This is a genomic window from uncultured Campylobacter sp. (assembly GCF_938031315.1).
In the GTDB taxonomy this organism is placed as follows: Bacteria; Campylobacterota; Campylobacteria; order Campylobacterales; family Campylobacteraceae; genus Campylobacter_B.
Map to the genome: position 1 here is coordinate 1 of NZ_CALHHT010000074.1, position 11,939 is coordinate 11,939.

General features: G+C 51.4%; 10 protein-coding genes. 2 read left to right on the forward strand and 8 right to left on the reverse strand.

The window, feature by feature from the left end; translation table 11 throughout:
• Nucleotides 1–4 precede the first annotated feature (4 nt).
• The 6 genes from argH to recA all read right to left on the reverse strand — a co-directional run bounded on the left by argH (nucleotide 5) and on the right by recA (nucleotide 6,516).
• The gene (gene argH / locus Q0236_RS02035) at nucleotides 5–1,378 is read right to left on the reverse strand and encodes an argininosuccinate lyase (RefSeq protein ID WP_297914480.1); all 1,374 of its coding nucleotides are present in this window, start codon (nucleotides 1,376–1,378) and stop codon (nucleotides 5–7) included.
• 192 nt (nucleotides 1,379–1,570) lie between these two features.
• Nucleotides 1,571–2,200: an NAD(P)H-dependent oxidoreductase gene (locus Q0236_RS02040; RefSeq protein ID WP_297914457.1), complete on the reverse strand. Its 630-nt coding sequence runs from the start codon at nucleotides 2,198–2,200 to the stop codon at nucleotides 1,571–1,573.
• Between the two features lie 9 nt (nucleotides 2,201–2,209).
• Complete coding sequence (locus Q0236_RS02045; protein ID WP_297914460.1) at nucleotides 2,210–3,400, reverse strand: hypothetical protein; 1,191 nt, start codon at nucleotides 3,398–3,400, stop codon at nucleotides 2,210–2,212.
• Nucleotides 3,397–4,251, reverse strand: a complete 855-nt coding sequence (locus Q0236_RS02050) for a hypothetical protein (RefSeq protein WP_297914463.1) — start codon at nucleotides 4,249–4,251, stop codon at nucleotides 3,397–3,399. The genes Q0236_RS02045 and Q0236_RS02050 overlap by 4 nt, the downstream gene beginning before the upstream one ends.
• Nucleotides 4,226–5,476, reverse strand: a complete 1,251-nt coding sequence (eno, locus tag Q0236_RS02055; protein WP_297914483.1) for a phosphopyruvate hydratase — start codon at nucleotides 5,474–5,476, stop codon at nucleotides 4,226–4,228. The genes Q0236_RS02050 and eno overlap by 26 nt, the downstream gene beginning before the upstream one ends.
• Nucleotides 5,476–6,516 carry a recombinase RecA gene (recA, locus tag Q0236_RS02060; RefSeq protein ID WP_297914466.1) on the reverse strand — a complete coding sequence of 347 codons (1,041 nt, stop codon included), beginning with the start codon at nucleotides 6,514–6,516 and terminating at the stop codon, nucleotides 5,476–5,478. Before recA ends, eno begins: the two co-directional genes overlap by 1 nt.
• Before the next feature lie 297 nt (nucleotides 6,517–6,813).
• Between recA and Q0236_RS02065 the strand changes: the two genes are divergently transcribed.
• Together Q0236_RS02065 and Q0236_RS02070 are read left to right on the forward strand one after the other, a co-directional pair.
• Nucleotides 6,814–7,710: a menaquinone biosynthesis family protein gene (locus tag Q0236_RS02065; protein WP_297914469.1), complete on the forward strand. Its 897-nt coding sequence runs from the start codon at nucleotides 6,814–6,816 to the stop codon at nucleotides 7,708–7,710.
• Between the two features lie 598 nt (nucleotides 7,711–8,308).
• On the forward strand, nucleotides 8,309–9,100 hold the full coding sequence (locus tag Q0236_RS02070) for a UDP-N-acetylmuramate dehydrogenase (RefSeq protein ID WP_297914471.1): 792 nt from the start codon (nucleotides 8,309–8,311) through the stop codon (nucleotides 9,098–9,100).
• Between the two features lie 315 nt (nucleotides 9,101–9,415).
• On the opposite strand, the gene Q0236_RS02075 is transcribed toward Q0236_RS02070, so the two are convergent.
• The gene (locus Q0236_RS02075; protein WP_297914474.1) at nucleotides 9,416–9,865 is read right to left on the reverse strand and encodes a hypothetical protein; all 450 of its coding nucleotides are present in this window, start codon (nucleotides 9,863–9,865) and stop codon (nucleotides 9,416–9,418) included.
• Nucleotides 9,866–10,058: 193 nt separating this feature from the next.
• Nucleotides 10,059–11,591: a phosphatase PAP2/dual specificity phosphatase family protein gene (locus Q0236_RS02080; protein ID WP_297914477.1), complete on the reverse strand. Its 1,533-nt coding sequence runs from the start codon at nucleotides 11,589–11,591 to the stop codon at nucleotides 10,059–10,061.
• Nucleotides 11,592–11,939 lie beyond the last annotated feature (348 nt).

Genomic DNA, 11,939 nt, shown 5'->3' on the forward strand with positions numbered 1-11,939 from the left:
AAATTTATCCTTTCAGCCACTCGTTTAAAATTTCAATCTGCGCCGCCACGCTCTCGTTCGCCGTACCTCCTTGCGACTTGCGCGCCTGCTTAGAAGCGTTTAGATCAAGAAATTTGACCGCATCGCCGCCCAAGCTTTCATCCACGCTTGCAAGCTGCTGTGCATTTAGCTCGCTCAAATCCAGGCCCAAATTTTCCGCATACGCCACAGCCTTACCCGTGATGAAGTGCGCCCGGCGAAACGGCACGTTTTTCTCCCGCACGAGATAATCAGCCAGATCAGTTGCCGTGAGGTGCCCGCGCCTGGTCATCGCGAGCATATTTTGCTCGTTAAATTTAGCCGTTTTTAACATCTGTTTTAAAATTTCAAGGCTCGCAAGCGCGGTGGCGACGCTATCAAAAACGCCCTCCTTGTCCTCTTGCATATCCTTGTTGTAGGCTAGCGGCAAGCCCTTCATCACCGTTAGCAGCGCGACGAGATTGCCGTTTACGCGCCCCGTTTTGCCGCGGATTAGCTCGGCGACGTCGGGGTTTTTCTTCTGCGGCATGATCGAGCTACCCGTGCTGTAGGCGTCGCTGATCGTGACAAAGCCGAACTCCTGCGAGCTCCACAAGATGAGCTCCTCGCACAGGCGCGACGCATGCGTCATCAGCACGCTTACGTTAAACAAAATCTCCAGCGCAAAATCGCGGTCGCTGACGCTATCCATCGCGTTTGGCGTCACTCCCGCAAACCCCAGCTGCTGCGCGACCAGCTCGCGATTTATCGGATGCGGCGTGCCCGCAAGCGCGGCGGAGCCGAGCGGACAGAGGTTGTTTCGCTCGCGCGAGCTGGCAAAGCGCTCGTAGTCGCGGCGAAACATAAACGCGTAAGCTAGCAAATGATAGGCAAGGCTCACGGGCTGGGCGTGCTGAAGGTGCGTGTAGCCGGGCATCAGCGTGTCCGTATGCTCGCTAGCTATATCTCGCAGAGCGGCGACTAGCTCGCGGATTTTTTCGGCAACCTGAGCACCGCTTTTAAGCACGTAGAGGCGAAAATCAAGCGCGACTTGATCGTTTCTGCTGCGCGCGGTGTGTAGCCTGCCGCCAAGATCGCTTCCGATGAGCTCGCTTAGGCGTTTTTCGACCGCCATGTGGATGTCCTCGTCGGCGGTTTTAAACTCAAATTTACCGCTTTTTATCTCCTCAAACACGGCGTCAAGCCCGACGACGATCTTTTCACTCTCATCTTGTCTTAAAATCCCGCAAGCGCCGAGCATACGAGCGTGTGCCTTACTGCCAGCGATATCCTCCTGCCAAAGCGCCCTATCAAAGCCGATCGAGGCGTTAAACTCCTCCAAAAGCGCCGAACTCGCCTCGCTAAAGCGCCCCTCCCACATTTTTTTCACGCTCGCTCCTTCGTTTAAATTTTCGGTGATTTTATAAAATTTTAAATCTCGCCGCACAAAATTTGCGGGCGAGAAAAAAGGCTAAAGCGCGATAAATTCCTAAAAAATGTGCGTGCCTCTTCGCGCACTAGACTTTGGAATTTACTGCGCCTCAAGTTTAGCGATTCAAAAGCGCTTGCTAGCTTATTCGATCCACTTTACTACGTCATCCATGCTGCGGCGGATTTTTTGCGGCTGTGGATTTACGCGATAGCCGAAAGGCACGAGCAGCGCCACGCGGCGATCATTCCAATCGATGCCTAAAATTTCATTTAGCGCTGCGCGATCAAACCCCTCCATAGGGCAGCTGTCGATACCGCGACTTGCAGCCTCGTTCATCATCGCAAGTGCTGCGAACATGCACTGCGCGTGCGACCAATTAAATAGCTCCTCATCGTCGTTGTGAAAATAACCGCTTAAAAAATCTTGATAAAATTTATGCCTGTCGCCGATATATTTAGGCGCTTCATCTTTTCTGCGCGTAATCATTCGCTCGATATAATCACTTCCTAGCTTTATATCCTTGATCTTTGCTAAAATCACAACCAGATGTGAGCAAGAGGTGATCTGCGGCTGATTCCACGATTTTTCGCGGATCTGCTCGCGCAGCGCCTTGTTTTGTACAACCAAAAAGTCCCATTGCTCTAGCCCCGTAGAACTAGGTGCTAAGATGCCTGCCTGCAAAATGGCGTCAAAATCGGCTTTGCCGATTTTTTTGTTCTCGTCAAAAATTTTGCACGCGTGGCGAAATTTCATAATCTCTAAATGTGTCATAGTCTCTCCTTAATTAGAATTTTTGTAGATCAAATACCCGCCATCTTTGCGTCTGATGCTGAGGTTACCCTCATGCGAGCGCACGCCGATGCGGTAGTAGCCGTCCTCTTTGGTGACGTTGATGTCGCTAAAGCCGCCGATATTTACAGCAAAGCTCGCGCCGCTAAGCGGGATCTCTTGCCGCCAAAACTCCGCTTCAAGCGTGCCAGAAGCATTTGCGTCAGAGCTTTTGAAATCGTCTGCGGTGATGAGCTGCACGCTGTCTTTGCGGATGACAAATTTTAATCCGTCGTCAAATTTAAGTGTCTCTAGCGGTAGCTCCAGGCGCGGCGCGAAGCTAGGCGTGATGCCACTTTGCGAGGCCTGCTTTTGTAAATTTGGATCAGTCGAAGTAACCGAGACGTCCAGTGCCCTATGTAGCGCGGGTTTGGCGCTAGCGCTTAGCACGAAGTCATCGTGCCAATCAATCGAGCGATTGACATCAACGATCTTTTCGTGCAGGACCCCGTCGTCGTCCCTATATCGCACAATTAAGCTTTCGATCGTAAGGGCGTCGGAGGGAAGCGCAAAGGTTTGCTGCGTAAAATTTTTAGGCGCGGGCGTATTTTGTGGCGTGGCGGCGGAGCTTTGCGCCGGATTGGAATTTTGCGAAGCAGATTGCGCGTTTTGTTGCATAGTGGAGTTTTGCACCGTAGAATTTTGAGCTGTAGAATTCTGTGCCGCTTTGAAATTTTGCGCTATCGTAGAATTTGGCTCGCTTACTTCTGGCACGATCGGTAACTCATCAGGAGGCGGAAGCGTCGCAGCTGAAGGCTGCGCAGAAGAGTTCAGCTCCATTTTTATGACCTGCGAAGGAGCACCAATGCCCGCCTTGGGCGCAGGAGCTTTTTTTTCGGTCTGCGAGAGCTGTGCGCTCACGGCTTTTTTGGCGGCGCTTGCTTTAATACTGGAATTAGCTTCTGCGGCGCTTTTTTGCATTGCTGCGGTAGGGCTTTTAGATGTTTCAGGTTTCATTACAGCTTGCTTTTTAGCGTTTGGGCTTTGTGCACCTGTCCTTGGCCCTTTAATCGCCAAATTGGTAGAATTTTGCTCTTTTACCGCGACGATGTTTGGTTTCGTAGCGTTTGAATTTGCGCCATTTAAATTCTCTGCGTTTAAAAAAGCGCAAAGACCTAAAATTAGCAAAGAAATTTTTCTCATTTTTTAAGGTCCGGATCGAGCGAGCGACGCTCTAAATAAAGCTTTTGCAGTTCGGCGTTTTCCTCTTTTAGCCGCTCGACGTCGGTGAATAAAAACGCCTTTTCTTTTTGCAGCTGGCGCAGCACCTCAAACGATCGTTTGCCAAACAGCACGTCGCCTACGAAGATGCCCGCAAAAACGACGCAGACGATCAGCGCAAGAGCTGCAAAAATCTGCTTAAGCGGTGAAAACGGATTGATAAAATTCAGCCGTTCTTTTAAATTTTTACGCTTCTTTGAAGCTTTTTTAGCGGCAGGATCTGCGTTTTGCGGTGTAAAAGAAAATCCTTGCGTGGCAGAATTTATGTCTTGTGCCGCAAAGCCCGTGCCTTGAGAGCTGTAGTCTGCACTTTGAGCCGCAAAACCCGCGTAGTTTGGAAAGTGGTTTTCTTTTGCGTATAATTCTGCACTCTTTAAATCGCCGCCCCCAATAAATTCCGCGCTGTAAAAGCCCGCGTCTGCTTGCGCGCTGCCTTCGTAGTTTCCGCTTGCAGCGGAGCTTTTACAACTTAAATTAGAGCTGTCGCCTCCGGCATCAGAGGCAGAGCCTGTTTCATCTATACTACGCGAAGGACCGCTACAATTTTGGCGGAAGCCAGCCCCTACCTCGCTAAAACCTCCGCTAAAATCTTCATCGCTATAAAATTCATCATCGTCAAAAAAATCGTCCTCGTCAAAGTCTGCGTCTGAATATCTGCCTTGCGTATCCGCGTAATCCGCTCCGTCCGTATAGGTGCGCTGCGCGCCGCCTTTTAAGCCCCGCTTGGACTTTTTTTTAAAAAACATTTTAAATTTGGCTTCCCAAAAACTCATCCGTCTCGCGCTCGATCTCAAGCAGGCGGTTGTATTTTGCGTTGCGTTCGCTTCTTGAGGTCGCGCCAGTTTTGATTTGACCCGTATTCATCGCGACGGCGAAGTCCGCGATAAAGCTATCCTCGCTCTCGCCGCTTCTGTGGCTCATCACGCAGCGGTAGCCTTTGCGCTGAGCTAGGCGGATCGTCTGCATAGTTTGACTTACGGTGCCGATTTGATTTGGTTTGATCAAAATCGCGTTGCCTACGCCTTTGGCGATGCCTTCGCGTAAAATTTTCTCGTTCGTTACAAATAGATCGTCGCCCACGAGCTGTACTTTAGCGCCAAGCCTTGAGGTAAGCTTCGCCCAGCCCGCCCAGTCGTCCTCGCTTAGGCCGTCTTCGATCGAAAATATCGGATACTTCTCGCAAAGCTGCGCGTATCGCTCGATCAGCTCTTCGCTGCTAAATTCCTTGCCCTCTAGCTTATATTTGCCGTTTTCGTACAGCTCGCTAGCTGCGACGTCAAGGGCTAGCTTGATCTGCTCGCCTGCTTTGTAGCCTGCTTTTTCGATAGCCTGCATGATTAGTTTGATCGGCTCTTCGTTATCGTTTAAATTTGGCGCAAATCCGCCCTCGTCGCCGACCGCCGTGCTGTGACCAGCTGCGTTTAGTAGGCCTTTTAGCGTGTGGTAAATCTCGCTCGCCGCTCGCAATGCGTCGCTAAATTTATCAAATCCAAACGGCATAATCATAAATTCTTGAAAATCCACGCTGTTATTTGCGTGCGCGCCGCCGTTGATGATATTAAACATCGGCACCGGCAGTACGCTAGCGTTTGCGCCGCCTAGGTAGCGATACAAAGGCACGTCAAGGCTCTTTGCCGCCGCGCGCGCTACCGCCATAGATACGCCAAGCACCGCATTTGCGCCCAAATTTGAGTAGTTATCGGTGCCGTCAAGCTCTCTCATCTCATCATCAAGCGCCTTTTGACCAAAAGCATCCAGCCCGATCACGGCTTCGGCGATCTGCGAATTTACGTTTTCTACCGCCTTTAGCACGCCCTTGCCGCAGTATCTATCGCCCCCGTCGCGAAGCTCCAGCGCCTCGCGTTTGCCCGTGCTTGCGCCGCTTGGGACTATCGCGCTTGCTACGGTGCCGTCGCTTAGAGCTACGGTCGCCTTCACGGTCGGGTTGCCGCGGCTGTCTAGCACCTCTATGGCATAAACATCTTCGATATAAATCATCATTCATCTCCGCTTTGTAAATTTTCATCCTCGTTGCCGTCACTTAGGCTCATACTGCCCATCTGCTCGCGGATTTTAGCAGTAATCTCTTCGGCTACCTCAGGATTATTCTCAAGATACACTTTAGCGTTTTCGCGACCTTGCCCTAGCTTCGTATCGCCGTAGCTGAACCACGCGCCGCTTTTATCGACGATGTCGAGCTTGACGCCGTAATCGATCAACTCACCCACCTTGCTGATACCCTTGCCGAACATTATGTCAAATTCCGCGATCTTAAACGGCGGCGCCACCTTGTTTTTAACGACTTTGACTTTGGCTCGATTGCCGATGCTCTCTTCATTTTGTTTCAAAGTAGCGATCTTGCGTATGTCGATGCGCACTGAAGCGTAAAATTTAAGCGCATTGCCGCCGGTCGTGGTCTCTGGCGTGCCGTAGCCCATCGCACCGATCTTCATACGGATTTGGTTGATAAAGATCACCGTCGTATTCATCTTATGCACGACGCCGGCGAGTTTGCGCAGCGCTTGGCTCATAAGTCGCGCCTGAAGCCCCACGTGCTGATCGCCCATATCGCCCTCGATCTCGTTTTTCGGCGTGAGCGCGGCGACGCTATCTACGACGATAAGATCGATCGCGCCGCTCTTTGCTAGGGTTTCTACGATGTCGAGCGCCTGCTCGCCGAAGTCCGGCTGGCTGACGTAGAGATTGTCGGTATCGACGCCTAAATTTGAAGCGTATTTGACGTCCAGCGCGTGCTCGGCATCTACGAATGCGCAAATTCCGCCCGCTTTTTGACACTCGGCGATGATGTGAAGCGTAAGCGTCGTCTTTCCCGAGCTCTCAGGCCCGTAAACCTCGATGATACGCCCCTTCGGCACGCCGCCGATGCCAAGCGCGATGTCAAGCCCCACAGAGCCTGTAGAGATGGCATCTATCGGCTCGACCTGCTTATCGCCCAGCCGCACCAGCGTGCCCTTACCGAAAGCTTTGTCGATCGATTTTAGCGCCGCATCCAGCGTCTTTTTCTTTCCCTCGTCCATGTTTTTCCTTAAAAATAAATTCACCTGATTTTACCAAATTTGAAATGAATTTTTGATTATTCGCCCAAATTCGGCGCGGCATCGGAATTTGAAATTTTTAAGGAGCACAAAAGCTTTGCGCGGCAAGCGGAGAGCATTAAATTTAGCCTTTTAAACGGGCTTGATTTTACGCGTTTTTCTTTAGAAATTCCTCATTTTTATGAGGGCTGTAGCAAAATTTCACTATAATTTCGCAACATTTTGAAATCAAGCTGCGCGCCGCGCGCGAAATTTAAAGCGGAGCAAAAAGGATAAAATTTGAAGATTTTTAAGCATATAAACGTCGCTCACTCGCCCGACGCCGACGATATTTTTATGTATAAGGCGATTGATTTTGGCTGGGTAAGCTCCAAAAATCTAAAGCTTAGCGCCACCGCGCTTGATATCCAGACGCTAAACGACGAGGCGCTAAAGGGCACCTATGAGGCCACGGCGATTAGCTTCGCGCTATATCCGCTGATCTGCGATGAATACGCGCTTTTGCGCACGGCAGTGAGCTTCGGTGAGGGCTACGGCCCAAAGCTAGTTAAGAAAAAGGGCGCGGTTTTAAAGCGAAATTTCAAAGTCGCGCTCAGCGGCAAACACACGACAAATGCCCTGCTTTTTCGCATGGCATACCCGCAAGCGCGCGTGATTTATAAAAATTTTCTCGAGATCGAGGGCGCGGTCTTAAGCGGCGAGGTGGACGCGGGCGTGCTGATACACGAGAGCATTTTGGATTTTTCGGACGAGCTTTGCGTGGAGCGCGAGATCTGGGATATCTGGAGCGAGCTAGCGGGCGAAAATTTGCCGCTGCCGCTAGGCGGTATGGCGGTTCGCCGCAGCCTGCCGATAACGGATGCTATAGAGTGCGAGCGCGTGCTAACGGAGGGCGTGCGCATCGCTACCGCACATAAGCCGCTTTTGTCGCATATGCTCCTCGAGCGAAATCTCATCCGCGTGGACGACGCAAAGCTCGAAAAATATCTGAGCCTTTATGCCAACGAGGCCTCGGTCGAGCTTTCGGGGGTGCAGATAAGGGCGGTAGATAGGCTATTTGAGCTTGGCTATGAGCGCGGATTTTACCCTGCGCCGCTTAGCGCGCAGGAGAATTTTATCCCGCGCGAATATAACGAGATTCGTTTCGCGGACTGCGGCGGGCAAAACCCGATGTAAAGGCGGGCGAGATCAAAATTTAGATGAAATTTAGCGCCTGCTTCGGCTAAATTTTACTCGGAATGAAATCGTGTTTTGGCTAAATTTCTCGATATTAAGCGGGTTTGAGCTTTGGCTAAATTCTGCTTCGGCGCAAAAGAGGGCGCGCAAGGTAGAATTTTACCCGCTCTTGCCATTATGGTGCTGTGCCGTAGTTTTTGAAATTTAGCCGCGGAGCATAGAGAGTTTAAAATTTAGCGCAAATTTAACGCTGAGCTCGCCGCGGATTTTGCCGCCAAGCTCGTCAATCGACCGCGCTGTAGCGCTATTTGTCGCCGCGTAATATGCCGCCTTAATTTACGGCTATGCAGCGATGAAATTTTCACGCGGAGGTACATTGCGCGGCTGTATTTTGCGCCGCAGAGTGCGAGCTGCGCGTGTGACGTAGCGTGCCGCTGAAAACGTATCGAAAGCGAGCTAAATTTAATCGCAGCAGCGTAAATTTTAAGATAGCGTTCGCGTTTCGCACCGTGCGGCGCGGCGGTATCGCTAAATTTTAAAACGATACGCGGCGAGCGACAAACGCGAAATTTAGAAATAAAATTTAAAAGGCAAAATTTTGAAAACAAAGCAGATAGATTTTAGCAAATACACCTCCGTGCGCATCGGCGGGAGCTTCGCGGTGCAAATTTTAAAAGACGAGGCCGATTTTGCGGAGTTTGAGAGCATAGCGGGGGGCGCGATCATCGGCGGCGGCAATAATCTGCTCATCTCGCCCGCGCCGCCGCACCTTGCGATGCTAAGCGAGGAGTTCGATCGCATAAGCTTAAGCGGCGATGTCCTTAGCATCGGGGCTGCGACGAAGTCGGGCAAAATTTACAACTTCGCCAAAAAGCAAAACATCGGCGGCTTTGAGTTTTTGCGAAACATCCCGGGTACGCTCGGCGGGCTAATCAAAATGAACGCGGGGCTTAGCGGCGCGAGCATCAGCGATAGCCTGCTTGCCGTGCGCCTAACGCGCGGCTGGGTGGAGCGCGAGCGGATAAGCTTCGGCTACCGAAGAAGCGGGATCGAGGAGCCGATTTTGGGCGCCGAGTTTAAAATTTCGCGCGGCTTTGATGCTGAGCTCGCCGCGGATTTCGCCGCCAAGCGCGCCAATCAACCGCGCGGCGCAAGCTTTGGGAGCTGCTTTAAAAACCCGCCGAATGACGCCGCGGGCAGGCTGATCGAAGCGGCGGGGCTTAAGGGCCACGCGATCGGCGGAGCGAAATTTAGCGAGCAGCACGCCAATTTCATCATAAATTTCGGCGGCGCGAGCTTTGAGGATGTGATTGCGCTCATAAATTTAGCACAAAGCCGCGTTTTTGAGGAATTCGGTATCGAACTGGAAACCGAAGTCGTGGTGCTATAAAAGGAAATTCGTATATTTTGCCCCCGACTAAACTTACTCGGTCATCCATTCCGTCTTTTTGCACTGGATTTTTTTATGCTTTGAAATTTTAAAATACCGACGAAATCGTCAAATTTAAAAGCGCTCGAATGCAGTGCGCCGGCGATACTAGCCGCTGTTTCATCGCTTAAAATAGTCGCTACAAAAATGGCCCGCAAAAGCAATCAATTTTATCCCGTTTATCTCGCCATGAAAAACAGTTGTTGAATTTTGCGCGCCAAACCGACGCGACCGTCTAAATCGGTGTTCAGTAACCGTCTAAGCGGGTAAGCAAATTTAGCTCAGATAGTAACCCGCTAAAGCCGCGACGATGGCGAGAGTAAGCGCGGCCGTTAATTTATATAGCCGCAAAGCTCCGGCGCAGCGACTTTTCATATCGCGGATTTTAGGCGGCTTGCTAGCTAAATTTAGCTCCGCAAGCGCCGCGTCAAATTTGCCGTAATCAAGCCTTCCTTCTGCAAAATCTCTAAAAATCAGCGTATCGAAATGCAGCCTAATGTGCAGATAAAATAGAGCCGTAAAAGCTGCTAAAAAGCCCGTAATGACGGCAAAATGCGTAAAAATAGTAAGACAGACGGCAAGCTGAAGCAAATTTAACAAGAAAAACAGCCTATGCGTCGCCAAAAACCTAGCCGTAACCAGCGCCAAGGCCCTATCGTCCGTCCTTTGACGGCACTCCCGCTCCCCGCCTTGCGCCGATTTTTCGTTTTGCTCCGCATTCATCATTTTCTCTCCTCATTTTGGGCGTTTGCCTTTGGTTAAATTCCCGTTTGTTTTCGCCGAGAATTTTGCAATGCCGCTTGTTTCTAGCCTGCAAATTTTTTAAATTTGATCCCTCAAACCAGACTTGATCAAATTTGGCCTGCGCCTATTTCGCGCTTAAATTTGCCGCACTTGCTTTTGCGAATTTAGCTGGTCTTTACTCCGCTTTCGAATTTACGCGGGCTTCTGCGGCTAGCCGCGCTATCCGATCGCGCAGCGAGCTAGCGACTGCGATCTTTTCGCGGCGAGATTTTAGCAAATTTAGCGCCTCGTCAAAGCCTAGTCTCGCGTAAATCACCAGCCAAGCAAGCAGCACCGACGCGCTCCTACCGTAGCCCAGCGCGCAGCACACTAGCACCTTTTTATCGTTTGCTTCGGCGGCTCGTTCGTTTGGGTCCGTGAGAATTTGCCCTGTCTCGGCGATCTTACTTTCGTTTGCCGAGCCGCGCGTTTGCAAATTTACCCGCGGGCTCGCTTGCTCGTGAAATTTAAAATCTCGCCCGTGCGCGTAGCCCGCTTTAGCGATAAAATTTGATCCCAGCTTCGCCGCCATTTGCTGCAAATTTTCGCCGCCGCAAAGAGCCCTTTTTACGAACCGCTCGAGTTCGTCCGCGCCGCGTTTTAGCTCGTCCGCGCTCGGCGTTATCATATCTAGCATAGGCACGCTCGCATAAATTTGCGCGCCGTCTGGGCGCTCAAACTCGGCCGCGCAGTCTAGCACCGCGTCAAATTTGCCCGCCTCCTTAACCGAGCCTAGATAAAGTCCGGGCAAAATCTCGTCTGAAATCCGTCGTCCGCGTAGCCAAAAAAGCGCATTTAACCGCGCGACGCAAAGATACGGGAAGAGTAAAGCTTTAGCCGCGGCGGCGTGACGACCTTGCCCGTTTTTAGCAAAAACCCGCGCGCCCAAAAACGCGTAACCGCAAGCGACCAGCGCGAAGCTAAGGCTCGCCCACGACAGCCACAGCATCCACGCACCCCAAATTTTAGCTCCCAAAATCGCCGCAAAAAGCGTCATAAACGCAAGCCCTAGATATAGCGCCGCCCATTTGTAGCGAGCAGCCTCCATAGCTATAGCAAAACTAAGCGGCGCGCCGTCTAGCGGACGAATCAGTAGCACCAAGCAGCCCGCGGCCAGCCCCGTCGGAATGTCGATAAAATGGTGCTGATACGTGGTCAGTACGCTAAGGCCGATGAGCGTAAACCACGCGACAAGCGCCGCCTTGAGCCAAACCGCGCGCGCCTTGCGAAGGTAAAATGCGCCCACGACGACGCAAAGTATGATGTGTAGCGACGGAGCTTGATTAAACGGGAGGTCAAAGGCGGCCAGGCTTGAGAACAAAAAGCCGCTAAGGCCCGAAACCGCGGGCTTTTCCCACGACATTTGCAGAGGAAAAGCGATGAAAAACAGCGTCGCTATCATCTGCGCGACCAGCAGCTGCGTAACGTAGCGCGCGAGCTCCCCGGCGTCACGGCAGAGGAAAAATCCAAGCGCGTAGAGCAAATTTAGCGACCAGTACGGCACGATACTCCACGCCCAAAACGGCAGCGCGCGCTCCCACGCGAAATAAATCTTCGGCACGTTTGCGCGAGCGCTGGCGAGGGTGTTCGTGGCGCCGTAGCTAGCGTAAAATATCGCCGCAACGACGACTAACGCAGCCAACTGCGATAAAAACGGTTTTGTTTTCATTTTTGCCTTTTTTGCTAATTCTATCAAATTTTAGTGCATTTGCGCTTTGGCAGCTTAATCGGTCCGAGATCACTCGCTTGACGTAAAAGGCGTAAAAGCGTAAAATTTACTCACCGAGACCTGAATCTTTAAAATGTTAAATTTGGTTTGGTTAAATTTAGTATTGCGCATTAAATTTACTCTTTCTTGTTAAGGGGGAAGGGGCCTGAATTACGCTCTGCTAGCAGTTGCGAGGCAAAGCCGAAGCAAAAGAGCTCCCTTCCTCCTTAACGATCCCCAACCCCTACGACGTGAGAGGTTGCTGCACTGCGTGCAGGTTTAAATTTGGCGCTACCGCGCCGCACGTTT

Bases quoted from the DNA above. Each gene is read 5' to 3' on its own strand.
- argH (WP_297914480.1), bottom strand. From the start codon at position 1,378: ATGTGGGAGGGGCGCTTTAGCGAGGCGAGTTCGGCGCTTTTGGAGGAG.
- Q0236_RS02080 (WP_297914477.1), bottom strand. From the start codon at position 11,591: ATGAAAACAAAACCGTTTTTATCGCAGTTGGCTGCGTTAGTCGTCGTT.
- recA (WP_297914466.1), bottom strand. From the start codon at position 6,516: ATGGACGAGGGAAAGAAAAAGACGCTGGATGCGGCGCTAAAATCGATC.
- Q0236_RS02040 (WP_297914457.1), bottom strand. From the start codon at position 2,200: ATGACACATTTAGAGATTATGAAATTTCGCCACGCGTGCAAAATTTTT.
- Q0236_RS02075 (WP_297914474.1), bottom strand. From the start codon at position 9,865: ATGATGAATGCGGAGCAAAACGAAAAATCGGCGCAAGGCGGGGAGCGG.
- Q0236_RS02050 (WP_297914463.1), bottom strand. From the start codon at position 4,251: ATGAGTTTTTGGGAAGCCAAATTTAAAATGTTTTTTAAAAAAAAGTCC.
- eno (WP_297914483.1), bottom strand. From the start codon at position 5,476: ATGATTTATATCGAAGATGTTTATGCCATAGAGGTGCTAGACAGCCGC.
- Q0236_RS02045 (WP_297914460.1), bottom strand. From the start codon at position 3,400: ATGAGAAAAATTTCTTTGCTAATTTTAGGTCTTTGCGCTTTTTTAAAC.